Source organism: Streptomyces sp. GB4-14, from assembly GCF_022696125.1.
Lineage (GTDB): Bacteria > Actinomycetota > Actinomycetes > Streptomycetales > Streptomycetaceae > Streptomyces > Streptomyces werraensis.
Genome location: NZ_RZHO01000002.1, coordinates 3539006 through 3562134 on the forward strand (window position 1 = coordinate 3539006; position 23129 = coordinate 3562134).

Consider the following 23129-nt stretch of genomic DNA (forward strand, 5'->3'; position numbering starts at 1 on the left):
CTGTAGGTGAACTCTGGGCGACGAGTGTCCGAGGTCGCCCGCCGAGCGCTGTGGGCTGCGCTCGCCCCATGCCTAACCTGGACGCATGGACGTGAACGCGGCGGTCGCCGCAGCGGCTGCGATCGCCGGACTGCTCACCGGTGTCATCGCCATGCTGGCGTTCCGCGTCAGTGAACGCGAGCAGCGGCGCCCCACCCGTACCTCGCTGCACACCGACGCCGTGCTCCCGCCCGGCGTCGACACCGTGCTCTCCGTGCTGCGCTCGTCCGCCGTGGTGCTCGACGAGCACGACGGCGTAGTGAAGGCCAGCTCGGCCGCGTACGCCCTCGGCCTGGTCCGCGGCGGCAAGCTCGCCGTGGAGCCGATGCTGAAGATGGCCCGCGACACCCGGCGGGACGGCGAGATACGGCAGGTCGAGCTGGACCTGCCCCGCCGGGGGACCGGGCGCGGCGAGGCCCTCGCGGTGTCCGCGCGGGTGGCGCCGCTCGGCTCCCGGCTGGTGCTGCTGCTGGTGGAGGACCTCACCGAGGCCCGCCGTATCGAGGCCGTGCGGCGGGACTTCGTCGCCAACGTCAGCCATGAGCTCAAGACCCCCGTCGGGGCGCTGTCCCTGCTGTCGGAGGCCGTGATGGACGCCTCCGACGACCCCGAGGCCGTGCAGCGGTTCGCGGGGCGCATGCAGATCGAGGCGACCCGGCTGACCAATCTGGTGCAGGAACTGATCGACCTCTCCCGCGTGCAGAACGACGACCCGCTGGAGGACGCCGAGCCGGTCCCGGTCGGCGAACTGGTCGCCGAGGCCATGGACCGCTGCCGGCACCAGGCGGGCACCAAGGAGATCACCATGACCGCCGCAGGCGCCGCCGGCCTGCGGGTCTGGGGCAACCGCGGCCAGCTCGCCGCCGCGCTCGGCAACCTCGTCGAGAACGCGGTCAACTACTCGCCCGCCCGCACCCGCGTGGGCATCGCGGTCCGTTCGGTCGCGCAGCCCGGCGGGGACCTGATCGAGATCGCCGTGACCGACCAGGGCATAGGCATCTCCGACAAGGACAAGGAGCGGATCTTCGAGCGCTTCTACCGTGTCGACCCCGCCCGCTCCCGTGCCACCGGCGGCACGGGGCTGGGCCTCGCGATCGTGAAACACGTGGCCGCCTCGCACGGCGGGGAGGTCACGGTGTGGAGCGCCGAGGGCCAGGGCTCCACCTTCACCCTGCGGCTTCCCGAGGCCCGTCCGGCCCGCCGCCGCCGGCCGTCCGAGCGGGACGACTCCGAGAGCCTCGACGGCGAGGCCGCAGGGACGTCCCACCCCTCCCCCCACACGTCCGATCCATACGCAACGCTTCCCTCCCCGGAGGTCCTTCCGTGACCCGAGTGCTCGTCGTCGAGGACGAGGAGTCCTTCTCCGACGCCCTGTCGTACATGCTCCGCAAGGAGGGCTTCGAGGTCGCCGTGGCGACCACCGGGCCCGACGGACTCGACGAGTTCGACCGCAACGGAGCCGACCTCGTCCTTCTCGACCTGATGCTGCCCGGGCTGCCGGGCACCGAGGTGTGCCGCCAGCTGCGCGGCCGCTCCAACGTCCCGGTGATCATGGTGACCGCCAAGGACAGCGAGATCGACAAGGTGGTCGGCCTGGAGATAGGCGCCGACGACTACGTCACCAAGCCGTTCTCCTCGCGTGAGCTGGTCGCGCGGATCCGCGCGGTGCTGCGCCGGCGCGGCGAGCCCGAGGAGACCGCCCCGGCGGCCCTGGAGGCGGGCCCGGTGCGGATGGACGTCGACCGGCACGTGGTGACCGTCGGCGGCACCAAGATCGACCTGCCCTTGAAGGAGTTCGACCTGCTGGAGATGCTGCTGCGCAACGCGGGCCGGGTGCTGACCCGGATGCAGCTCATCGACCGGGTGTGGGGCGCGGACTACGTGGGGGACACCAAGACCCTCGACGTCCACGTCAAGCGTCTGCGCGCCAAGATCGAACCGGACCCGGGAGCGCCCCGCTATCTGGTGACCGTGCGCGGGCTGGGCTACAAGTTCGAGCCGTAGACCGCCGAGTCCGTAACCGCCGAGTCCGTGGACCGCGGGCCCGTGGTCTGCCGGCCCGTGGTCTGCGGGCCGGGACGACGGCCGCACGACGCGAAGGGCGGGACCCCGGTCGGGGTCCCGCCCTTCGGCGTGCGATACGTGGACGGCTGTCAGTGGCCGGACGCGTCCTGGCTCGCGGAGGCCGCGTCCGAGGGGGTGCCCGACGGGGCGCCCGTGCCGGCGGGCTCGTCGCCGGAGGTCTCCTCGCCCGACCCGTCCGACTGCTCGCCCTCGCCCGTGGCCTCGTCGGCCGGCTTTCCGGAGGCGTCCGCCGACGGCGACGCGGAGGCGCCGGCGGCGGGGGCCTCGCTCGGGCCCCAGCTCTCGAAGAAGTGCTCGGCCGGGAAGACGATGGCGCGCAGGCTCACCTCGCCGGTCTCGCTGAAGGTGAAGGTGATCTTCTGGGCGTTGCCGTCCTGGACGGCCTCACGGCTGCTGGGCAGCACGGCGGAGGCGTTGCCCTCGCCGCCGAGGATCAGGCTGCCGCCGGCCGGGACGACCAGGTCGCCGTCGCCCTCGGCGGGGGACAGCTCTGCGGTCTTGCCGGTGCCGGGGACGGTGACCGACTCCAGGGTCTGGTCCTTGTCGCCCGAGTTGAACAGGGTGGCGGAGATGACGGCGGGGCCGGTCGACTCCAGGTCGGGCTGGGTGATGACGGTGGCGTTCTGCACCTGGATGTCACCGACCGTCGTCGCCGCGTTGTCCGGCTGGATCTGCAGGGTCTGGGCGTTGTTGCCGGCCGCGCACGCGGAGAGCGAGGCGATGGAGATTGCGATGGCGGCGGCGGCGAGGGCGCCGCGTCGAAGGCTGCTGCTCACGGCGGCGGCAACTCCTTGACTCGAGCGTGTGTGGCGACCGGGTAAAGCCGCCCTAAGTGTCTGTCAGCGGCCTCAGGTTACCGAGCCTTCCGCAGGCTGCTGCACCCGACCCTCCCCACGCCTACCCGGGTCGTCCCCGTGAGGCGTGCCCGCGCCGGGGATGTCACCCGATCACCACCCGACGCCCGCGACACACGCCACACCGGTCACACGGACCACAAGTGACCCGCCGGTAAACAGCCGCCACTTCCGTCCGGAGCGCCCCTTCATTACGCGGGCGCGCATTTCGGTGAAGGAATGAGGGGGACCCCGGCAATTGATCACCGGCCGCCGATCCTCACACCGTGTGATCAATTCCGGAATCGGCCGGAACCGGCTCGGCTCACCGAACGGAGTAGCGGAAGTCGCACTTCTGGAACCGGACATTTGGGGCTGTTCGACCGCTCGTGGCGGGCTCCGGAAGGGTGTAACGTGCGCGTTTCGCTTGCCCCGGAGAGCGGCTCCGACCTGCGAATACCTGCTTCCGCTAGCCGCCCGAAGCACGTTCCTGTTGCTGTTGTCAAGCCCCGAGAATGGCCCTGACCTGCGAAAACGCCATTCAGAAGACGCCGTATCCGTGTTACCCTGGATAGCCACGGAAGGGGTACCTGTCACATGACGTTCAAGGTTGGCGACACCGTGGTCTATCCCCATCATGGGGCCGCGCTGATCGAGGCAATCGAAACTCGCCAGATCAAAGGCGTGGACAAGACCTACTTGGTGCTGAAGGTCGCCCAGGGTGACCTGACGGTACGTGTGCCAGCGGACAATGCGGAGTTCGTCGGCGTGCGTGATGTGGTCGGTCAGGACGGGCTGGACCGGGTCTTCGAGGTGCTGCGCGCGCCGTACGCCGAGGAGCCCACGAACTGGTCCCGCCGGTACAAGGCAAATCTCGAGAAGCTCGCCTCGGGCGATGTCATCAAGGTCGCGGAAGTCGTGCGTGACCTGTGGCGCCGGGAGCGGGAGCGCGGTCTCTCCGCCGGTGAGAAGCGCATGCTCGCGAAGGCGCGTCAGATTCTGGTCAGCGAGCTGGCCCTCGCCGAGAACACCAACGAGGACAAGGCCGAGGCCCTGCTCGACGAGGTTCTCGCCTCCTGAGTTCTCCGAGTCGTCGCTCCGCCCGTCGCGTGCCCTCACGCCGGCCGTCGGAGCAGCACTCAGCGCACTCAGCGCATCGAAATGCCGCGGTGCCCGATGACGTCCAGGACGTCGCCGGGCGCTGCGGCATGTTCGTACCCGGACACCCTCCGTAGGCTGCACTTGCGCCGGAACGGGGAATGTGTCATCACTCACGTCCCCACCCCTGGCGTGCCGGGCCCGGGCGATCGGCTCGACCAGAGTCACGGAAGGGGCTGGTCAAGGCGGAACGCCCGGCACTTCCCCGCTCACAGGAGCGGGGCACGCCCAGGCCATACCCACGTAGGCCGAGCCCACAAACCTGACAGGAACCATGTCTGACGATCCGCTCCCGCCGTCCTCGCCGACCCCCGCACCCGGCCGTCCGACGGTCCGGACAGCGGCCGTCATCCCGGCCGCGGGCCGGGGTGTGCGGCTCGGCCCCGGTGCGCCCAAGGCGCTGCGCGCGCTCGGCGGCACGCCCATGCTCGTCCACGCCGTGCGCGCGATGGCCGATTCCCGCGCCGTCTCGCTCGTCGTCGTGGTGGCGCCGCCCGACGGCGCGGGCGAGGTCAAGTCGCTGCTCGACACGCACGCGCTGCCCGAGAGGACCGACGTCCTGGTCGTCCCCGGCGGCGAGAGCCGCCAGCAGTCCGTGAAGCTGGGCCTGGACGCGCTGCCCGAGGGCTACGACATCGTCCTGGTGCACGACGCGGCCCGCCCGCTGGTCCCGGTGGACACCGTCGACGCGGTCATCGAGGCCGTACGCGACGGAGCGCCCGCCGTCGTCCCCGCGCTGCCGCTCGCCGACACCGTCAAGCAGGTCGAGCCGGCCGCCACCCCCGGCGAGCCGGAGCCCGTGGTCGCCACCCCCGACCGTTCCAGGCTGCGCGCCGTCCAGACGCCGCAGGGCTTCGACCGGGCCACCCTGGTCCGCGCCCACGAGACCGTGACGGACGACGTCACCGACGACGCGAGCATGGTCGAGCGGCTCGGACTCACCGTCGTCACCGTCCCCGGGCACGAGGAGGCCTTCAAGGTCACCCGCCCGCTCGACCTGGTCCTCGCCGAGGCGGTCCTGGCGCGCAGGAGGCTCAACGATGGCTTCTGAGACCTCCCCCCTGCCGCAGGTCGGCATCGGCACCGACATCCACGCCTTCGAGGACGGCCGCGAGCTGTGGTGCGCCGGCCTGAAGTGGGAGGGCGAGGGCCCCGGGCTCGCGGGACACTCCGACGCGGACGTCGTCGCGCACGCCGCCTGCAACGCCCTGTTCTCCGCCGCCGGCCTCGGCGACCTCGGTCAGCACTTCGGCACGAGCCGGCCCGAGTGGTCCGGCGCCTCGGGCGTCACCCTTCTCACCGAGGCCGCGCGCATCGTCCGGGAGGCCGGCTTCCGCATCGGCAACGTCGCCGTCCAGGTCGTCGGCCCCCGCCCCAAGGTCGGCAGACGCCGCGAGGAGGCCCAGAAGATCCTCTCCGAGGCGGCGGGCGCCCCGGTCTCGGTCTCGGGCGCCACCACGGACGGCCTGGGCTTCCCGGGCAGGGACGAGGGCCTGATGGCAGTGGCGACGGCCCTGGTCGTCCGAGAAGGGTGAGAGTCCTCGCCCGAGGGGCGCGGGGCCGTGTCGGCACGCGGCTCCGCCGCGTGGGCGCGACACGGCCTCACCGGGCCGGCACGTGACATGTGACCCCGAAACCGCCGGAGGCACGCCGCACGCCCCCGCGCCTACTACCCTTGGAGCCGTGACTATTCGCCTGTACGACACCAGCGCCCGGCAGATCCGTGACTTCACCCCGCTCCGGCAGGGCTGCGTCTCGATCTACCTGTGTGGCGCCACCGTGCAGGCGGCGCCCCACATCGGCCACATCCGCTCCGGCCTGAACTTCGACATCATGCGCCGCTGGTTCGAGTACCGCGGCCTGGACGTGACGTTCGTCCGCAACGTCACGGACATCGACGACAAGATCATCGCCAAGTCCGCCGAGCAGGGCCGCCCCTGGTGGGCCATCGGGTACGAGAACGAGCGCGCCTTCAGCGACGGCTACCGCGCGCTCGGCTGCCTGCCCCCGACCTACGAGCCGCGCGCCACCGGCCACATCACCGAGATGGTCGAGATGATGCGCGGCCTGATCGAGCGCGGGCACGCCTACGAGGCCGACGGCAACGTGTACTTCGCCGTCACCTCGTTCCCGGACTACCTCGAGCTGTCGAACCAGGAGCTGGACAACCTGCTCCAGCCGTCGGGCGACGGCGAGACCGGCAAGCGGGACCCGCGTGACTTCGCGATGTGGAAGGCGGCCAAGCCGGGCGAGCCGAGCTGGGAGACGCCGTGGGGGCGCGGGCGCCCGGGCTGGCACCTGGAGTGCTCGGCGATGGCGCACAAGTACCTCGGCACCGCCTTCGACATCCACGGCGGCGGCCTGGACCTGATCTTCCCGCACCACGAGAACGAGATCGCCCAGGCCAAGGCCTACGGCGACGAGTTCGCCCGGTACTGGGTGCACAACGCCTGGGTCACCATGAGCGGCGAGAAGATGTCGAAGTCGCTCGGCAACTCGGTGCTGGTCAGCGAGATGGTCAAGCGCTGGCGGCCCATCGTGCTCCGCTACTACCTGGGCACCCCGCACTACCGGTCGATGATCGAGTACAGCGAGGAGGCCCTGCGCGAGGCCGAGTCCGCGTTCGCGCGGATCGAGGGCTTCGTGCAGCGCGTGGTGGAGAAGGCCGGCGGGGTCGTCGAGCCCGCCGCCGAGGTGCCGCCCGCGTTCGCCGAGGCGATGGACGACGACCTGGGCGTCCCGCAGGCGCTCGCCGTCGTGCACACCGCGGTCCGGCAGGGCAACAGCGCGCTGGCCGCCGACGACAAGGAGGAGGCGGTCGCCCGCCTCGCCGAGGTCCGCGCCATGCTCGGCGTGCTCGGACTCGACCCGCTCGACCCGCACTGGGCCGGCGACGGCGACCGCGGGGACGACCTGCACGGCGCCGTCGACACCCTGGTCCGCATGGTCCTCGACCAGCGTGAGGCCGCCCGGGCCCGCAAGGACTGGCCCACCGCGGACGCCATCCGCGACCAGCTCAACCAGTCCGGGCTGGTCATCGAGGACAGCCCGCAGGGCCCGCGCTGGAGCCTCGGCCCCCGCTGAGGCACCGCCGCGGACGGCTGCGGAACAGCCGCGGACCCGTTACGGGGCCTCCCGGTCCCGGCCGGGCGCAAGATCGAGTGTGCCGTCCGGGCCGCCGGGCGGCACACTGCACAGACACACTTACGAACACGGGTGCGCCCACCCACGTGGGCGCACCCCCACGACTTCACGGAGACGGATACCTCATGGCCGCGAACAACCGCCGCATGTCCGGCAAGAAGGGCGCGCAGGTCGGCAGTGGCGGCCAGCGACGCCGGGGCCTGGAAGGCAAGGGCCCGACCCCGCCCGCCGAGATGCGCAAGGGGCACGCCAAGCAGCGCGCCGCCCAGGTGAAGGCCCGCCGTGCCCAGGGCCGCACCACCCAGCGGCGCGGCGGCCGGTCCGCCTCCGAGCTGGTCGTCGGCCGCAACCCGGTCGTCGAGGCGCTGCGCGGGGGCGTGCCCGCCTCCACGCTGTACGTCCAGCAGTTCATCGACAACGACGAGCGGGTGCGTGAGGCGCTGCAGCTCGCGGCCGAGCGCGGCGGCATCAACCTCATGGAGGCGCCCCGCCCCGAGCTGGACCGCATGACCAACGGCCTCAACCACCAGGGCCTGGTCCTCCAGGTCCCGCCGTACGAGTACGCGCACCCCGAGGACCTGGTCGCCGCCGCGCACGACGAGGGCGAGGACCCGCTGATCGTCGCGCTCGACGGGGTCACCGACCCGCGCAACCTCGGCGCGGTCGTCCGGTCCGTCTCCGCGTTCGGCGGGCACGGCGTGCTCGTGCCGGAGCGGCGGGCGGCCGGGATGACCGCCGGCGCCTGGAAGACGTCCGCGGGCACCGCCGCGCGGACGCCCGTCGCCCGCGCGACGAACCTGACGCGGGCGCTGGAGGCGTACAAGAAGGCGGGCGTCCTCGTCGTCGGTCTCGCCGCCGACGGGGAGGCCGAGCTGGGCGACGTCGAGGCGCTGGACGGACCGGTCGTGATCGTCGTCGGCAGCGAGGGGAAGGGCCTGTCCCGGCTGGTCGGCGAGACCTGCGACGTACGGGTGCGGATCCCGATGCCGGGCGGCGCCGAGTCGCTCAACGCCGGTGTGGCGGCGGGCATCGTGCTCTACGAGGCGGCGCGCCGCCGTAGCTGAACGGGTGTGCGACTTCGTCACCCACTTGGTGGATTCCGGAGGGTCCGGACCGGCTTGACGCGGTCCGGACACATCTGGCCGGTCAAGGCAGTGTCCTAACGCCTTGTCACTCGGTTAGATGAGTGTGGACACCAGAACACCACCCCGCACACCCACGGGGGACCGCTCGTCGGGACTCGACGACGCGCCCGCGCTGAGCATGGTGAAGGTGCCGAGCGATCCGGCGCAGGTCATCGTGAACCACGCCAGCTTCCGTGTGCAGCTGGCCGGCCCGGCGCGAGGCGTCCGGTCGCCGCGGATCGCACGGCACCCGACCGCCGCCGCGGACACCGCGCGGATCCCCGTCGTCACCACCGTGGGCGCGCGTCCGGCCGCCCCGCGCCGCCGTCCCGTCGTGTGGAGCGGCAGGTCCGCCCCCGACGACACCGGCGCCCACCGCCTCCTCCAGGCCGTACGGCACGGGGGCCTGCGCCACGCCGACGAGCCGCTCACCGACTCCGGGAGCACCCGGGTCGTTCCGCACCAGGGCGGCGACGGGTACAGCGGGTACGACGACGACACCCAGCCGCTGGAGAGCCCGTTCGTCGGCGCCCAGCGCGGCCACTCCGACGGGCCGCTGCTGCCCCCGATGCGCACGGTCGGCAGCGCGTACGACGAGGACGCCTACGAGGACGCCTACGAGCCCGCGTACGAGATCGAGGAGCGGCACGAGGGCGGCCGGCGCGCCCGGCGGCACGGGGGCGACGACCCGGCGCGCCACGCGTACTATCCCGGGCGCCGGATGAACCTGGGCGTCGTGCTGCTCCCGCTGCGCGTCCTCCTCGGCGGGATCTCCGTCTACGCCGGGATGAGCAAGCTGTGCGACCCGCTCCACTTCGACGGCGGGCCGCGCGGGTCCATGGTCAAGTGGCTGCACAGCCTGCACCCGTGGGACGTCGCCGAGCCGCTGCGGCAGTTCGCGCTCGCCCACCCCGTCGGCACCGGGCTCGCCATCGCGTTCGCCCAGGTCGTCGTCGGTGTCCTCACCGTCCTCGGCTGCTGGCAGCGGGTGGCCGCCGGCGTCGGGGCGATGCTGTCGGCGGCGCTGCTGGTGAGCGTGAGCTGGAAGAGCGCCCCCGTCTACGAGACGCCCGACATCATCTACCTCGCCGCCTGGTCGCCGCTGATCATCGCGGGCGCGCCCGTCTACTCCGTCGACGGCGGCCTCGCGGGCCGCGCCTGGCGGCGGCTCGGGCCGCGCGCCGACATCTGGGACCTGCGGCGCTACGTGCTGCGCCGCGGCGCGCTCGTCACGTTCGTGGTGTGCGGGTTCAGCATGCTCGTGGGCGCGCTGCTCGGCGGCGCCGTCCGGGACGCGGACCGGGTGGTCGTGCCCGGCCCCGGCGAGGCGCCGCGCAACAACCTGCCGGGGTCCCCGCTGCCGGAGGAGTCCGGTGAGCGGAAGGGGAAGGACGAGAAGGGGACGCCGTCCGCGTCCGACTCGCCCACGCAGGGCGCCACGTCCGGCTCGGCCGGCCCGTCCGCCGGGACGAGCAGCACCCCCGGCGCCACCCAGGGCGCGGGCGCCTCGACGGGGGCGCCCACCCAGACCCAGGGCAGCACCGGGCAGGCCCCGCCGCAGCAGTCCTCCCCGGAGGGCCAGGCGCCGAGCACCACCGCGGGCCCTACCTCGGGCGGCGGCGACGGCTCCGGCGGCAGCGGGGGCGGCACACCCGGCGGCGACGAGGGCGGCTCCTCCGACCGTCCCGGCCTGGTGGGCGGCCTGCTGGGCTAGCGGAGGGCCCGTCGGTACGACAGCGGGGTCCCGTACGCGATGACGTACGGGACCCCGCTGCTGTTGGCTTCGGTGGCATCAACGCCCGTGGGAGGCAAGCTCCTTGGCGGCCTCGGTGAGGTCCTTGGCGGTGTCGATGGCCCGCCAGTAGGAACCCTGCGGGATCGTGAACCCGGCGAGGCGGCGCTCGCGCGCGAGGTGCGGGAACGTGGTGCGCTCGTGGTCACCGCGCTCCGGGAGCAGGCCGGCGAACTCGGGGGAGAAGACGTAGACGCCCGCGTTGATCTCGAACGTGGACGGCGGGGCCTCGATGAAGTCGGTGATCAGGCCGAACCCGTCGGTGCGGACCGCGCCCCACGGCAGGCGCGGGCGGGCCAGTGCGACGGTGGCGACGGCGTCCCGCTCGGCGTGGAAGTCGGCCATGTCGCGCAGCGAGAAACGGGTCCAGATGTCGCCGTTGGTGGCGAACCAGGGCCGGTCCGGGTGCGGCAGGCGGGCGGCGGCGTACTTCAGTCCGCCGCCGCGGCCGAGGGGTTCCGTCTCGACGACGGTGGTGACGGAGACGGGCAGGTCGGTGGTCTCCAGCCATTTCTCCAGCACCTCGGCGAGATGGCCGCAGGAGACGACGACGTCGGTCACGCCCTCCTCGGCGAGCCAGGTCAGCTGGTGGCCGATGATCGGGGTTCCCGTGCCGGGGATCTCGACCATCGGCTTGGGCCGGTCGTCGGTGTACGGACGGAGCCGGGATCCCTGGCCGCCGGCCAGGACTACGGCTTGCGTGGGGCGGGACACGGCACGCGGATCGGTCATGCCCGCACTTTACGCGGCCTGGGGCCGCGGACCATGGGCGGTCCGGGGCGTCCGAGGCGATGTCATCGGGGCGTCATCGGGGCCCGCCCCGGATGCCCCCGGGGTGAGGGAGCCACGTTGCCTCGTCCCGGCTGGCCGGGGCCGTGCTGCCCGCGACACGGGCGGCGCGCGTCAGCAGGCCGTCGAGAACCCTCGTCACCGCCGGCCCTGGTGACGGGTGTGCCGGGTGCCGCCCGTAGTGCGGTGGTGGGACGGAGGCAACTGCCATGCCGAGCAGCGGTGTGTACCTCGCGCCCGCGGACCGGACGAGGCCCCCCGCGATCGCCACGGGCCGCGAGGAGTTGTGACCCGCGCCGGAGCAGGCGGGGTGCGACGGGTGCCGGGCCACGCGGAGGGGCGGCGGGTGTGGGGCCCGTTGCCGGCGGACGGTCGCGGGGTGGGCATGGGGCCGGTGTCGCGGTGGCGGCGAACGGGAGTTCTTCGACGCGCGTTGGGGCGCTGCCGCGGCCGACCGGGCCACCGGGCCCACCGGGCGGCCGACGGTCGCCGCGCGTCGGTGAGGCGCCCGGGACCGGGCCGGCTGCCGGACCGGAGGTGGGACGCGGCCGCGACCGGATGCGCAGGAGTGCTAGCCGTTGGCCGCCACCACTCCCGATGCGAACGACGTGTCGCAGACCGGGCGGGCGTAGGACTGGGCCTTGGTGGGGCCGTAGAGGCGGACGGCGGCCTTGCCCAGGGAGCGGGCGATGGAGGCGCAGTGCTCGGCGAGGGACGGGCGGTCGTTCACCGCCTGCTGGAGCTGGGTCAGTGCGGCGCCCGGGTCCTTCTTCTGGAGCTCCATCAGAAGGTGGTCCCGCAGGACGTCCTGGGGGGCGCGGGCGGCGGCCCGCGAGGAGGCGCCGGCGGCGGACGTGTCGGCGGCGGTGAGCACCGGACTCTGGGGTGTCCCGGACCAGTTGACCGACGCGACCGCGAGGGTCCCGGAGAGCACCAGGACGACGGGCAGGACGAGGGCGAGGGAACGGCCGATCCGGCGGGCGGGGCCCCGGCCGCGTCGCGTCTGAGGGTGAAGGGAGTGCGTCACGCGTGTGAGGGTAGCGTCCGGTAGCCGGGGTGAAACATTCCGTCACCGTTACGGGGGACGAGGAATGCCGACTTCCGCACCGCGTGTTGACGAGTTGGGGTAAATTGCCCGAATGCCCGGGGTATTTGTCGACAACGCGAGGGGCCCCGCAGTGGTGCTGCGGGGCCCCTCGGGTGTCAACTCGCTCAGTCGGACAGGCGCGCGCCCGTCGACGTGGAGAACACGTGGGTCTCGCCGGAGCGCGGCACGACGTGCAGCGTGCTGCCCTTCTCCGGGACCTCACGGCCGCCGACGCGGACCACCAGGTCCTTCGCCTCGCCGCCGACCTGCGCGGTGCCGTAGACGAAGGCGTCGGAGCCCAGCTCCTCCACGACGTTGACGGTGACCGCCACGCCCTGGTCGGAGTCGGCGCCGGCGACGTCGAAGTGCTCGGGGCGGACGCCCACGGTGACGGTCTTGTCGCTGGTGGCGGAGAGCGCGTCACGCTGCACCGGCACCACCGAGTTGCCGAACTTCACACCGCCGTCGGCGACCGGGACCTCGATCAGGTTCATGGCCGGGGAGCCGATGAAGCCGGCGACGAAGAGGTTCGCGGGCTTGTCGTACATGTTGCGCGGGGTGTCGACCTGCTGGAGCAGACCGTCCTTCAGCACCGCGACGCGGTCGCCCATGGTGAGGGCCTCGACCTGGTCGTGGGTGACGTAGACGGTGGTGATGCCCAGGCGGCGCTGGAGCGACGCGATCTGCGTACGGGTGGACACACGGAGCTTGGCGTCCAGGTTGGACAGCGGCTCGTCCATGAGGAACACCTGCGGCTCACGCACGATGGCGCGGCCCATCGCCACACGCTGACGCTGACCGCCGGACAGCGCCTTCGGCTTGCGGTCCAGGTACTCGGTGAGGTCGAGGATCTTCGCGGCCTCCTCGACCTTCTTGCGGATCTCCGCCTTGTTGACGCCGGCGATCTTGAGCGCGAAGCCCATGTTGTCGGCGACCGTCATGTGCGGGTAGAGCGCGTAGTTCTGGAACACCATGGCGATGTCCCGGTCCTTCGGCGGCAGGTGCGTGACGTCGCGGTCGCCGATGCGGATGGCGCCGCCGTTGACGTCCTCGAGGCCCGCGAGCATGCGGAGCGAGGTGGACTTGCCGCAACCGGACGGGCCGACCAGGACGAGGAACTCGCCGTCCGCGATCTCGATGTCCAGGGCGTCGACGGCGGGCTTGGTCGAACCGGGGTAGATCCGGGTCGCCTTGTCGAACGTGACAGTGGCCATGTGAATGGTCCCCTTCTACCGGCAGGAACGTGCCGGACGATCCGAGTAGGAAGGTGATGCCACGACGGGTGTTCCGTTGTGGTGTGTGGTCCACACGAGTGAACTGGCTCAGGACGGTACCTGGCGTTCACCTGCTTGTCAGCAGGTTCCGGGCTGTGAATTCCGCGGAAACTTTCGATCCTGTTCGTATCGGTCGGCTTCGTGTGGGCCGGCTTCGTGTGGGCCGGCTTCGTATCGGTCGGCCAGGACCGCCACCGCCTCGGCGACCGCCCTGCGCAGTCCCGGCGGGCCCAGCACCTCCGCCTCCACGCCGAGGCGCAGCAGATCGCCGGTGGCCACCGCCTCCGACTCCACCGGCAGCTCCACCTCCACCCAGCCGTCCGCGTCCGGCGGCCCCGCCCGGGCCACCGCCCGCGCGCCCGCCGCCCCGAACTGCATCGGCAGCAGCTTCCGCCCGCGCGGGGACAGCCGCAGCCGTGCCGTGCCCTGCCGCAGCGCCGCCTCCAGCCGCCGCGAGGACTCCGTCCAGTACGCGGCCAGGTCGAACCCGGCGGGCCGGACGAACTCCTCGCCGGTCTCCTCCACCTCCTGGAACCGCGAGACGCGGTAGGTGCGCACCGCGTCGTCCGCGAGCGCGATCAGGTACCAGATGCCGCCCTTCAGCACGAGCCCCAGCGGCCGCACCTCCCGCCGCACCTCGCCGCGCCAGCGCGCGTACCGGGTCCGCAGCACCCGCCGCTCCCACACCGCCCGCGCGACCGCCGCCAGGTGCGGCACCGGGTCGGCGTCCCGGAACCAGGCCGGCGCGTCCAGGTGGAACCGCTCGCGGACCCGCCGCGCCTGCTCCGCCAGCCCCTCCGGCAGAGCCGCCTCCACCTTGAGCTGCGCGCTCGCCAGGACCGCCCCGAGCCCGAGCTCCCCGGCAGGCCCCGGCAGCCCCGCCAGGACGAGCGAACCGGCCTCGGCGTCGGTCAGCCCGGTGAGCCGCGTCCGGTAGCCCTCCACCAGACGGAAGCCGCCCTGCGGTCCCCGCTCGGTGCGCACCGGCACCCCGGACGCGCCGAGCGCCTCGACGTCCCGGTAGACGGTGCGCACCGACACCTCCAGTTCGGCGGCGAGCTGAGGCGCGGTCATCCGGCCGCGGTTCTGCAGCAGCAGGAGCAGGGTGAGGAGCCGGTCGGCGCGCATGCGGCCCATTCTCGGACCGTGGCCCCGTACCTGACAGAGGGTGTCAGGTACGGCCGGAAAGCTGGCCGGCACAGCACCGGACGCGCCGTTGCAGCCGACCCTGGAAGGGACCCGCCATGCCCGTCACCGAGACCGCCGGCCACTTCACCTTCGCCGACTGGAAGGAGAACCCCGTCTCGCCGGAGGACGCCTTCCCCCGGCTCGCGCACGCCACCGTCGTCAACGCCTTCTCCGGAGGCATCGAGGCCGAGGCCACCGTCTGCGACTACACGATCGCCTACGACACCGCCGCCACCGGAACCTTCGCCGGGATGGAGCTCGTCACCGGCCAGGTCGACGGCCGCTCCGGCGCCTTCGTGCTGGAGGAGCGGGGCCGTTTCGCCGACGACGGCACCGTGCACTGCGCCTTCGAGGTCGTGGCGGGCTCCGGCACCGGGGAGCTGGCGGGGCTGCGCGGCACGGGCGGCTTCACCTACCGGCACGGTGAGGCGAAGGTGCCGTACACCTTCGCGTACGAGGTGGGGCGCGCCTGAACCAAGTGCGTGGCTCGGCGAAACCGGCACTGTGTACAGTGGACCGCGCCTCGCGCGCGCCGCGCGCGCTGCCTCCTTAGCTCAGATGGTCAGAGCAGCTGTCTTGTAAACAGCAGGTCGTCGGTTCGAATCCGACAGGGGGCTCCATCGACTCCCCGGGCCGGGACCTCCTCCGGCCCGGGTTTCTCATTGCCGAGGCACCTTCATCGCGTACGGCCGCGCAGGCGGCGGGCGATCTCGAGGTCCGCCTCGTCCAGGGGGCGGCCTTCCTCGGTCTCCCACAGGCAGTTCTGCAGCACCCGCCCGTACGTCCACGCCCGGGCCCGCGCGCGGTCCAGGCCGAGCACCTCGGTCATCGCGTCGAAGCGCCACAGGACGTCGCCGGGATCGAAGTTGTTGGCCAGGGCGGGCCACAGGTCGAAGCCGGGGTCGCCGGCGAGCGGCTTGGGGTCGATGGCGAGCCAGGGCGCGCGGTCGGCGGCGAGGACGTTCTCGTCGTGCAGGTCCCAGTGGAGCAGCCGGTCGCCCGGCTCGTCCGCGACCTCGCGCACCGCGGCCGCGCAGTCGGCGACGAGGCGGCGGGCCCCGGGGTCGGGGATGCGGTCGAGGACGGCGGGCGTGCGCTCCAGCATGGACGCGGCGATGTCGCCGAGGCGGCGCATCCCCGGGGGCGCCGGGGTGGCGTGCAGATGGGCCAGGAGACGCGCGATCACCAGGACGCCCTCGTGGACGTCGGGCTGGTGGGCGAGCATCCGGGAGGAGTCCAGGCGCTCCAGCAGCATGGTGCCGGTCGGCTCGTCGTGGTCGAGCAGCCGGACCGCCCCGTCGCCGTTCCACAGGCGCAGGGCGACCGGTTCGCCCTCGCTCTCGTGGTCGCGGATCTGCAGCTTGAGCACCGCGGGGGTGCCGTCGGCGCGGTCGACCGGGAGGACGAGGGCGCTGACGCCGTGCATGGGCGCTCCGGTGAGGCGCAGTGCCCAGCGGTCCAGGAAGTCCGCGGTGAGGTCCGGGAGGGCGGCGACGAAGGCCCGCCCGGCCTCCTTGTTGAACTTGATCTGGGCCTCGGCGAGTTCCGCGGGGATGTCGATCACGCCTCGCACGGTAGTGGGGTACGGGGGCGGGGCGCGCGCGATTTCGCGGGCCGGTGCACGGGTTTCAGGGCTCCAGGACGACCTTGCCGGTCGTGCCCCGGTTCTCCAGGGCCCGGTGGGCGTCGGCGGCCCGGGCGAGGGGGAAGCGGTGCACGGCGGGGGTGAGCCGGCCCGCGGCCGCCTCGGCGAGGGAGCGGGACTCCAGCGTGCGCATGGGGTCGTCGCCGCCGGCCCGGCGCATCATCTCGGGGCCGAGGACGCTGACCGAGACGCCGTCGACGAGGTACGGGCGGTCGCTGCCGATGCCCTGCGAGGTCCAGCCGAACACCACGTGCCGTCCGCCCGGCGCGAGCAGGCCGACCAGGGTGCGTGCGACGTCCCCGCCCACGCCGTCGTACACGACGGTGAGCTTGCCCCGGTACTCCTCCAGCCGCGCGGGCCAGCCGGGGGCGGTGTAGTCGACGGCGAGGTCGGCGCCGGCCTGCGTGGCCAGGGCGGTCTTCGCCGGGCCTCCGGCGAGGCCGACGACGGTCGCGCCCGCGTTCCTGGCGTACTGCACGAGGAGGGTGCCGATACCGCCCGCCGCGGCCGGGACGGCGACCACGTCACCGGGGCCCGGCTCGGCGAACTGCACGATCCCCATCGTCGTACGGCCCGTGCCGATCATGGCGACGGCCTGGGCGAAGTCCAGGCGCTCCGGGATCTCGTGCAGCCGTGCGGCGTCGGCGACGGCCAGTTCCGCGTAACCGCCGGGGGCGAAGCCGAGGTGGGTGACGACCCGCTTGCCGAGCCACTCGGCGGGCGTGTCCGGGCCGAGCGCGTCGACCACCCCGGCGACCTCACGGCCGGGGATCGTCGGCAGCTCGGCGGGGGCCGGGGCGGGCCCGCGCAGGCCCTCGCGCAGGGCGGTGTCGAGGAGGTGGACCCCGGCCGCCCGGACGGCGACCCGGACCTGGCCGGGACCCGGCACCGGATCCTCGACCCGCTCGTAGGTGAGGTGCTCGGCGGGGCCGAAGGCGTGCAGTCGGACGGCGTGCATGGTGCTCCCCCTGGGTCGGTCGCGGGGCGCCCCGTGCGCCCCGGTGCCCACCGTGTGACCTCAAGCGCGCTTGAGGTCAAGTGCGTCCCGGCCGAGGGCGAGGGAGACGGCCGTCAGGGCGCTGGTGAAGGACACCTCCGACAGCACGCCCGGCGCGGCGACCCGGTCCCCGGCCAGATAGACCCCGTCCCCGCGGTCCACGGCGGGCCGGTCGCGCCAGGTGGCGCCGGGCGGGTCGACCGCGCCGGTACGGGCGTCCGCCAGCGCCTCGCGCCGCCAGGTGAGCCGCTCCCGCCAGCCGGGAAAGCCCAGGTCCAGCAGCTCGTCCGCGCGGGCGGCGCCCTCGGCCTTCGACGCGTCAGGACCGACCGGGATCTGGCTCTGGATCAGCTGCTCCCCGGCCGGGGCGAGGGTGTGGTCCTGCGCGGTGAACCGTTCCAGCCATCCGGGCGCGTCCAGGTCGGACACCACGAACGGGTCGCCGCGCCGGGTGCGCAGCGCCAGGTCGACCAGCACGGTCCGGCCGCTCGGCCAGGTCAGCGAGGGATCGCGGAGGAGGCGGCGGGCGGACTCCAGAGAGGTGGCGACGACCACCGGGGTGCCGGTGGGGAGGGTCTCGACACGGGACAGGGTCTCGACACGCACGCCCAGGTTCCAGGCGTGGGCGGCCATCCGGTCGATCAGCGCGCCCCAGCCGCCCCGCGGGTAGTGCGCCTCCGGCGGCAGCTTCGTGGCCCGGCGCAGCCGCTCGTGCACGAACGCGGCGGACAGCGAGCCGGGGTCGTGGTGGAACAGCGCGACGGCCGAGTAGTGCGCGGCGGCCCGCGCGCCCTCCGGGCCGGCGATCCCGGTGGCCCAGGTGAGGAAGTCGGCGTCCACGGGCGCCCGCAGTCCGGGGCGCAGCAGCTTCAGCATCGCGGGCGGCGGGGTGCGGCGCAGTGCGCCCCGGTGGCGCAGCCGCAGCCGCGCCGCCTCCCGCAGCGGCAGCGGGGCGAGCGGGCCGAGCAGGCCCCTCGCGCGCAGCCAGGTCCAGTGCGGTCCGCCGCTGTAGAGGGCGTGCGGGCCCTCGTTGGTGCGGTAGGGGGCGTCGGCGGTGCGGGCGCGGCCGCCCAGGGTGTGGTGGGCCTCGTACAGGGTGACCTTGGCGCCCGCCTCGGCGGCGGAGACGGCCGCGGTGAGTCCGGCGAATCCGCCGCCGACGACGGTGATGCGGTGCATGACTGGGCTTCTCCCTCGGTCGGGCTCGGTCGGTCCGTGCACAACCAGGACGTCGGGCGGCGCCGGGATGTGACATGCGGGCGTTTCCGCAGGCCGGACGCGTTTGTCAGAGGCGGGGTGCAGCATGGGCGCATGGTGCGTGGAGCGGCAGGGAGACCGGGGGTGCGGGCGGCGCGGAGGCCGGAGCTGCGGCTGCCCCCGCTGGAGGCGTTCGAGGGGGGTGGTCTGGAGCCGGACGGGGACTACGACGGGCTGGAGTTCGCCGGCGCGGACCTCGCCGGGCAGGACGGGGCGGGGGCGCGCTTCATGGACTGCGCGCTGCGGGGGTGCGCGCTGGACGAGACGCGGCTGCCCAGGGCGCGGCTGCTGGACTCGGCGCTCGACGGGGTCCGCGGCGTGGGCACGGACCTGGCGGGCGCGACCCTGAGGGACGTCGAGCTGACCGACGCCCGGCTCGGCGGTACGCAGCTGCACGGGGCGGCGCTGGAGCGGGTGTGGATCCGGGGCGGGAAGATCGATTTCCTGAACCTGCGCTCGGCAGCGCTCAAGGACGTGGTCTTCGAGGGCTGCGTGCTGGTGGAGCCGGACTTCGGCGGGGCGCGCCTGGAGCGCGTGGAGTTCGTCGACTGCACGCTGAAGGGCGTCGACCTGTCCGGCGCCACACTCAAGGACGTGGACCTGCGCCGGGCGGCCTCGCTGGAGATCGCCCGCGGGGTGGACCGCCTGTCCGGGGCGGTGATCAGCACGGCCCAGCTGCTGGACCTGGCGCCGGTGCTGGCGGGGGAGCTGGGGATCGCCGTGGAGGGGTGAGTGTCCCGTACCGTGCGCGGTTCAGGGAATCGTCGAACGGGTGGCCGAGCCCACCGCGCTGCTCGGGCTGGGCCGCCGTGACGAGGCGCGGGCGCGGGCGGTTGCCGCTCACGACGCCTGTCTGGCCGTCCTCGGCCCGGATCACCGACGCACCGAGGAGGCCCGGGAACTGAGGGGACGCATCGGCGCCTGACCGTCCCCGGCCCACCCCGCAGGGGGGAGGCGCCCGGTCAGCTCACGCGGGGATAGCGGGACTGGAGGGTCCAGACCGCCGGGTTCTCGCCGAGGTCTTCGTGCAGGTCGATCAGGTCGGCCAGCAGGTCGTGCAGGAAGTCGCGGGCCTCCCGGCGCAGTTCGGCGTGGGAGAAGGTGAGCGGCGGCTCGGACGCGGGGAGCCACTCCGCCTCGACGTCGACCCAGCCGAAGCGCCGCTCGAACAGCAGCCGGTCGGTGGACTCGGTGAAGTCCAGTTCGGCGTACTGCGGCCGTGAGGCGCGCGAGCCCGCCGGGTCCCGGTCGACGCGCTCCACGATGTCGCACAGCGCCCACGCGAAGTCGAGCACCGGCACCCATCCCCAGGCTGTGGAGATCTCGCGGTCCGACTCGGTGTCGGCGAGATAGACGTCGCCGCAGAACAGGTCGTGCCGCAGGGCGTGGACGTCCGCGCGGCGGTAGTCGGTCTGCGGAGGGTCGGGGAAGCGGTTGGAGAGGGCGTAACCGATGTCGAGCACGTGGGTGATGGTGTCACGGTCCGACGGCCTTCCCGCCATAGGATCCCGGCGTGCGCATCCCCCGCCCCCTGAGCCGCGGAACCGCCGCCGCCCTGCTCGCGGTGGCGCTCGCCGCGTGCGGGCCGGGCTCCGGCGCCGAGGGGGCCGGTGACGACGGCGCGGGCGATCCGTACTTCCCGAAGGCGGGCAACGGCGGCTACGACGTCACCCACTACGACCTCGCCCTCGCCTACGACCCCGACGACCGCCGGCTCACCGGCACCGCGACCGTCGACGCCCGCGCCACCGAGGACCTGACCGCCCTGAACCTCGACCTCCAGGGCCTGGACGTGGACACCGTCACCGTCGACGGCACAGGCGCCCGCTTCGGCCGCGAGGGGCAGGAGCTGACCGTGCGGCCGCGACGCGCCCTCGACCGGGACGCGCACTTCCGGGTCGTCGTGCGTTACTCGGGCCGGCCGGAGACGGTCACCGACCCCGACGGCTCCGAGGAGGGCTGGCTGCCCACCGCCGACGGGGCGCTCGCCCTGGGCCAGCCGGTCGGCTCCATGGCCTGGTTCCCCGGCAACCACCACCCCTCCGACAAGGCCACCTACACCCTCTCCGTCACCGCGCCCGAGGACCTGAGGGCGCTCTCCAACGGCGAACCGGCCGGCCAGGAGACGAAGGACGGCCGCACGACGTACCGCTGGCACACTCCCGAGCCCATGGCGAGCTACCTGGCGACGGTCGCGATCGGCCGCTACGACGTCCACCGCGGGGAGACCGCCGGCGGGCTGCCGCTGTTCACCGCCGTCGACCCGCGGCAGGCGGCGGCGAGCCGCGCGCCGGTGAAGCTGCTCCCGGAGGTCGTGGAGTGGGCCGAGCGGCGGTTCGGGCCGTACCCCTTCTCCTCCGCGGGCGCGATCGTCGAACGCCCCGGGGACGCCGGGTACGCCCTGGAGACGCAGAACCGCCCCGTCTTCGCGGGCGCCCCCGACACGGCGCTGCTGGTCCACGAGATCGCCCACCAGTGGTACGGCGACTCCGTCACCCCGCGGACCTGGCGGGACATGTGGCTCAACGAGGGGTTCGCCACGTACGCGCAGTGGCTGTGGGAGGAGGACCACGGCGAGGGCAGCGCGCAGAGCACCTTCGACCGCCTGTACTCCGGCTCGTACTTCCCGGACGCGGGGACCGACGCGGCGCTCTGGTCCTTCCCGCCCGCCGACCCGCCGGACGCGGCGCACATCTCCGCCACGCCCGTGTACTGGCGCGGCGCGATGGTTCTCCACATGGTCCGCAGGACGGCCGGCGACGAGGCCTTCGGCCGCCTGCTGCGCGGCTGGGCGGCGAAGTACCGGCACTCCAACGCGAGCACGGACGACTTCACCGCGTACGTCGAGAAGGAGGTGCCGGAGAGGGACTTTTCCCGGGTCTGGGAGGAGTGGCTGTACGGGGAGGGGCGGCCGGCGACCGCTTCCTAGGCGGTGTCCGGGCCGGTGAGGGGCTTGCGCAGGACCCGGCACGGGCGGCCGAGGCCACGGTCGCGGCGGCGGTCGATCTCCGTCCAGCCGAGGGCCGTCCAGAAGGCGAGGCCCTGGGCGTTGTCCTCCAGCACGGCGAGCCGTACGGCGGTGTGACCGGCCGTGCGCAGGCGGTCCTCGACGAGTGCGGCGAGGCGGCGGCCGTGACCGCGGCCGTGCAGGCTCGCGTCCACCATCAGCAGGCCGATCCACGGGTCGGGGTCGGCGGGGTCGGGGTGCTCGGAGAGCGTGACGGCGATGCCCACGAGGAGGCTCGCCTCGCGGGCCAGCAGCACCTCCGTGTGCGGGTCGGACAGCTCACGGGCGAGCTCGGCCGCGACCTGCTCGGGCCGGATGGCGTACGGGTCCGGGAAGTCGCCGCTGAGGGCGTGGAAGGCGTGGTTGGAGGCGTACAGGGCGGTGACCTCGGTCAGCACGGGGCCGGGGAGGTCGCCGTCCGGGGAGAGGCGCAGCGGGTCGAGGAACACGGGGGCAACGTAGCGCGCGGCCGCCGGGCGGGCGCGGCGGAGCCCCCGCCCGGCGAACGCGGGCGGGGGCTCCGTCAGGCCGGTCGGGTGCGTCCGTCAGACGTTCACGCCGAAGTCCTGGGCGATGCCCACGAGGCCCGAGGCGTAGCCCTGGCCGACCGCGCGGAACTTCCACTCCGCGCCGTTGCGGTACAGCTCGCCGAAGACCATCGCGGTCTCGGTCGCGGCGTCCTCCGACAGGTCGTAACGGGCGATCTCGGCGCCGCCTGCCTGGTTGACGATGCGGATGTAGGCGTTGCGCACCTGGCCGAAGTTCTGGCTGCGGTTCTCGGCGTCGTAGATCGAGACCGGGAAGACGATCTTGTCGATGTCGGCCGGGAGGGCCGCCAGGTTGACGTTGATCGCCTCGTCGTCGCCCTCGCCCTCACCCGTGCGGTTGTCACCGGTGTGGACGATGGTGTTGTCCGGGGTCTGCTTGTTGTTGAAGAAGACGAAGTGGGCGTCCGAGTAGACCTTGCCCTGTGTGTTGACCGCGATCGCCGACGCGTCGAGGTCGAAGTCCGTTCCCGTGGTGGTGCGGACGTCCCAGCCGAGGCCCACGGTGACGGCGGTCAGGCCCGGAGCCTCCTTGGTGAGCGAGACGTTGCCACCCTTGGACAGGCTTACAGCCATTGTTGGGAGTCCCTTCCCTCGTTTGCGTACGGCTATGAAGCTACAGCTACCACCTTGAACGCCGGAGGGGGTGCGCGAGGTTCCGGGTCTCTTTACTTTCTTTACCCGGGTACGGATATTCGGGTGACGTGACCGGTGCGGGCGCGGGAACCTGTATGTCATGTCCGGTCCCCTTGTCGTACGCGGCTCCGTCTCCCTGCCCGAGACCGAGCTCATGTGGCGTTTCTCGAGGTCGTCTGGGCCGGGCGGGCAGCACGTCAACACCAGCGACACCCAGGTCGAGCTGCGGTTCGACCTTGCCGGGACCGAGGCGCTGCCCGAGGTGTGGAAGCGGCGGGCGCTGGAGCGGCTCGCGGGGCGGCTGACCGGCGGGGTGATCACGGTGCGGGCGTCCGAGCACCGGTCGCAGTGGCGCAACCGGGAAGCGGCGGCCGTGCGGCTGGCGGCCCTGCTCGCGGAGGCCACGGCGCCGCCGCCCGCGCCGCGGCGGCCCACCCGGGTGCCTCGGGGGATCAACGAGCGGCGGCTCAGGGAGAAGAAGCGGCGGTCCGAGACCAAGCGGGGGCGCTCCGCGCGGGACTGGTGAGAC

General features: G+C 73.3%; 24 protein-coding genes and 1 tRNA gene. 14 read left to right on the forward strand and 11 right to left on the reverse strand.

Annotated features, from left to right (window positions below; all coding sequences use genetic code 11):
- Window positions 1-85: 85 nt before the first annotated feature.
- Entirely contained in the window at window positions 86-1366 is a 1281-nt protein-coding gene (locus ELQ39_RS17575; RefSeq protein ID WP_242592668.1) for a sensor histidine kinase, read from the forward strand.
- Entirely contained in the window at window positions 1363-2043 is a 681-nt protein-coding gene (locus ELQ39_RS17580) for a response regulator transcription factor (RefSeq protein WP_026243695.1), read from the forward strand. The genes ELQ39_RS17575 and ELQ39_RS17580 overlap by 4 nt, the downstream gene beginning before the upstream one ends.
- Window positions 2044-2192: 149 nt before the next feature.
- On the opposite strand, the gene ELQ39_RS17585 is transcribed toward ELQ39_RS17580, so the two are convergent.
- A complete protein-coding gene (locus ELQ39_RS17585; protein WP_225627088.1) occupies window positions 2193-2900 on the reverse strand; it encodes a DUF461 domain-containing protein in 708 nt (235 codons plus the stop codon).
- 654 nt (window positions 2901-3554) lie between these two features.
- Here ELQ39_RS17585 and ELQ39_RS17590 point away from each other — a divergent pair.
- The 6 genes from ELQ39_RS17590 to ELQ39_RS17615 all read left to right on the forward strand — a co-directional run bounded on the left by ELQ39_RS17590 (window position 3555) and on the right by ELQ39_RS17615 (window position 10097).
- Window positions 3555-4037 (forward strand): CarD family transcriptional regulator, encoded by a 483-nt coding sequence (locus tag ELQ39_RS17590; RefSeq protein WP_003953493.1) that lies wholly within the window; start codon window positions 3555-3557, stop codon window positions 4035-4037.
- A 352-nt stretch (window positions 4038-4389) separates the two neighbouring features.
- Window positions 4390-5166: a 2-C-methyl-D-erythritol 4-phosphate cytidylyltransferase gene (ispD, locus tag ELQ39_RS17595; RefSeq protein ID WP_242592670.1), complete on the forward strand. Its 777-nt coding sequence runs from the start codon at window positions 4390-4392 to the stop codon at window positions 5164-5166.
- Entirely contained in the window at window positions 5156-5650 is a 495-nt protein-coding gene (gene ispF, locus ELQ39_RS17600; RefSeq protein ID WP_242592672.1) for a 2-C-methyl-D-erythritol 2,4-cyclodiphosphate synthase, read from the forward strand. Before ispD ends, ispF begins: the two co-directional genes overlap by 11 nt.
- 148 nt (window positions 5651-5798) lie before the next feature.
- Window positions 5799-7199 carry a cysteine--tRNA ligase gene (cysS, locus tag ELQ39_RS17605; protein WP_190003002.1) on the forward strand — a complete coding sequence of 467 codons (1401 nt, stop codon included), beginning with the start codon at window positions 5799-5801 and terminating at the stop codon, window positions 7197-7199.
- A gap of 185 nt (window positions 7200-7384) precedes the next feature.
- Window positions 7385-8323, forward strand: coding sequence for a 23S rRNA (guanosine(2251)-2'-O)-methyltransferase RlmB (gene rlmB, locus ELQ39_RS17610; RefSeq protein WP_242592674.1), 939 nt, complete (start codon window positions 7385-7387; stop codon window positions 8321-8323).
- Window positions 8324-8441: 118 nt separating this feature from the next.
- The gene (locus ELQ39_RS17615; protein WP_242592676.1) at window positions 8442-10097 is read left to right on the forward strand and encodes a DoxX family membrane protein; all 1656 of its coding nucleotides are present in this window, start codon (window positions 8442-8444) and stop codon (window positions 10095-10097) included.
- A gap of 78 nt (window positions 10098-10175) precedes the next feature.
- On the opposite strand, the gene ELQ39_RS17620 is transcribed toward ELQ39_RS17615, so the two are convergent.
- The 4 genes from ELQ39_RS17620 to ELQ39_RS17635 all read right to left on the reverse strand — a co-directional run bounded on the left by ELQ39_RS17620 (window position 10176) and on the right by ELQ39_RS17635 (window position 14453).
- Window positions 10176-10907, reverse strand: a complete 732-nt coding sequence (locus ELQ39_RS17620) for a nucleotidyltransferase family protein (protein ID WP_033276099.1) — start codon at window positions 10905-10907, stop codon at window positions 10176-10178.
- Between the two features lie 628 nt (window positions 10908-11535).
- Complete coding sequence (locus tag ELQ39_RS17625; protein ID WP_225627084.1) at window positions 11536-11991, reverse strand: hypothetical protein; 456 nt, start codon at window positions 11989-11991, stop codon at window positions 11536-11538.
- 185 nt (window positions 11992-12176) lie between these two features.
- Entirely contained in the window at window positions 12177-13265 is a 1089-nt protein-coding gene (locus ELQ39_RS17630) for an ABC transporter ATP-binding protein (RefSeq protein WP_006133896.1), read from the reverse strand.
- Window positions 13266-13403: 138 nt separating this feature from the next.
- Entirely contained in the window at window positions 13404-14453 is a 1050-nt protein-coding gene (locus ELQ39_RS17635) for a helix-turn-helix transcriptional regulator (RefSeq protein ID WP_242592678.1), read from the reverse strand.
- Window positions 14454-14569: 116 nt separating this feature from the next.
- On the opposite strand from ELQ39_RS17635, the gene ELQ39_RS17640 reads away from it, so the two are divergent.
- Both ELQ39_RS17640 and ELQ39_RS17645 read left to right on the forward strand, forming a co-directional pair.
- Window positions 14570-14986: a DUF3224 domain-containing protein gene (locus ELQ39_RS17640; RefSeq protein WP_242592680.1), complete on the forward strand. Its 417-nt coding sequence runs from the start codon at window positions 14570-14572 to the stop codon at window positions 14984-14986.
- Between the two features lie 70 nt (window positions 14987-15056).
- Window positions 15057-15133: transfer RNA gene (locus ELQ39_RS17645), tRNA-Thr, on the forward strand.
- Between the two features lie 56 nt (window positions 15134-15189).
- Here the strand turns inward: ELQ39_RS17645 and ELQ39_RS17650 are convergent.
- From ELQ39_RS17650 to ELQ39_RS17660, 3 genes are read right to left on the reverse strand one after another with little or no spacing between them, the layout of a single operon-like run.
- Window positions 15190-16086 (reverse strand): aminoglycoside phosphotransferase family protein, encoded by an 897-nt coding sequence (locus ELQ39_RS17650; protein WP_443334344.1) that lies wholly within the window; start codon window positions 16084-16086, stop codon window positions 15190-15192.
- Between the two features lie 55 nt (window positions 16087-16141).
- A complete protein-coding gene (locus ELQ39_RS17655; protein ID WP_242592684.1) occupies window positions 16142-17116 on the reverse strand; it encodes a zinc-binding dehydrogenase in 975 nt (324 codons plus the stop codon).
- Window positions 17117-17176: 60 nt separating this feature from the next.
- A complete protein-coding gene (locus tag ELQ39_RS17660) occupies window positions 17177-18334 on the reverse strand; it encodes an NAD(P)-binding protein (RefSeq protein ID WP_190002994.1) in 1158 nt (385 codons plus the stop codon).
- Window positions 18335-18466: 132 nt separating this feature from the next.
- Here ELQ39_RS17660 and ELQ39_RS17665 point away from each other — a divergent pair, with 132 nt between their 5' ends.
- Both ELQ39_RS17665 and ELQ39_RS17670 read left to right on the forward strand, forming a co-directional pair.
- Window positions 18467-19144 (forward strand): pentapeptide repeat-containing protein, encoded by a 678-nt coding sequence (locus ELQ39_RS17665; protein ID WP_225627078.1) that lies wholly within the window; start codon window positions 18467-18469, stop codon window positions 19142-19144.
- Window positions 19145-19184: 40 nt separating this feature from the next.
- Window positions 19185-19337 (forward strand): hypothetical protein, encoded by a 153-nt coding sequence (locus ELQ39_RS17670; RefSeq protein ID WP_242592686.1) that lies wholly within the window; start codon window positions 19185-19187, stop codon window positions 19335-19337.
- Window positions 19338-19374: 37 nt separating this feature from the next.
- On the opposite strand, the gene ELQ39_RS17675 is transcribed toward ELQ39_RS17670, so the two are convergent.
- On the reverse strand, window positions 19375-19875 hold the full coding sequence (locus ELQ39_RS17675) for a hypothetical protein (RefSeq protein ID WP_190002993.1): 501 nt from the start codon (window positions 19873-19875) through the stop codon (window positions 19375-19377).
- A 50-nt stretch (window positions 19876-19925) separates the two neighbouring features.
- On the opposite strand from ELQ39_RS17675, the gene ELQ39_RS17680 reads away from it, so the two are divergent.
- A complete protein-coding gene (locus ELQ39_RS17680) occupies window positions 19926-21341 on the forward strand; it encodes a M1 family metallopeptidase (protein ID WP_242592687.1) in 1416 nt (471 codons plus the stop codon).
- Here ELQ39_RS17680 and ELQ39_RS17685 read toward each other — a convergent pair.
- Window positions 21338-21868 (reverse strand): GNAT family N-acetyltransferase, encoded by a 531-nt coding sequence (locus ELQ39_RS17685; RefSeq protein WP_242592689.1) that lies wholly within the window; start codon window positions 21866-21868, stop codon window positions 21338-21340. The genes ELQ39_RS17680 and ELQ39_RS17685 overlap by 4 nt on opposite strands.
- A 96-nt stretch (window positions 21869-21964) precedes the next feature.
- A complete protein-coding gene (locus tag ELQ39_RS17690) occupies window positions 21965-22540 on the reverse strand; it encodes a TerD family protein (protein WP_048459028.1) in 576 nt (191 codons plus the stop codon).
- A gap of 160 nt (window positions 22541-22700) precedes the next feature.
- On the opposite strand from ELQ39_RS17690, the gene arfB reads away from it, so the two are divergent.
- A complete protein-coding gene (gene arfB / locus ELQ39_RS17695) occupies window positions 22701-23126 on the forward strand; it encodes an alternative ribosome rescue aminoacyl-tRNA hydrolase ArfB (RefSeq protein ID WP_391675620.1) in 426 nt (141 codons plus the stop codon).
- Window positions 23127-23129: the final 3 nt, after the last annotated feature.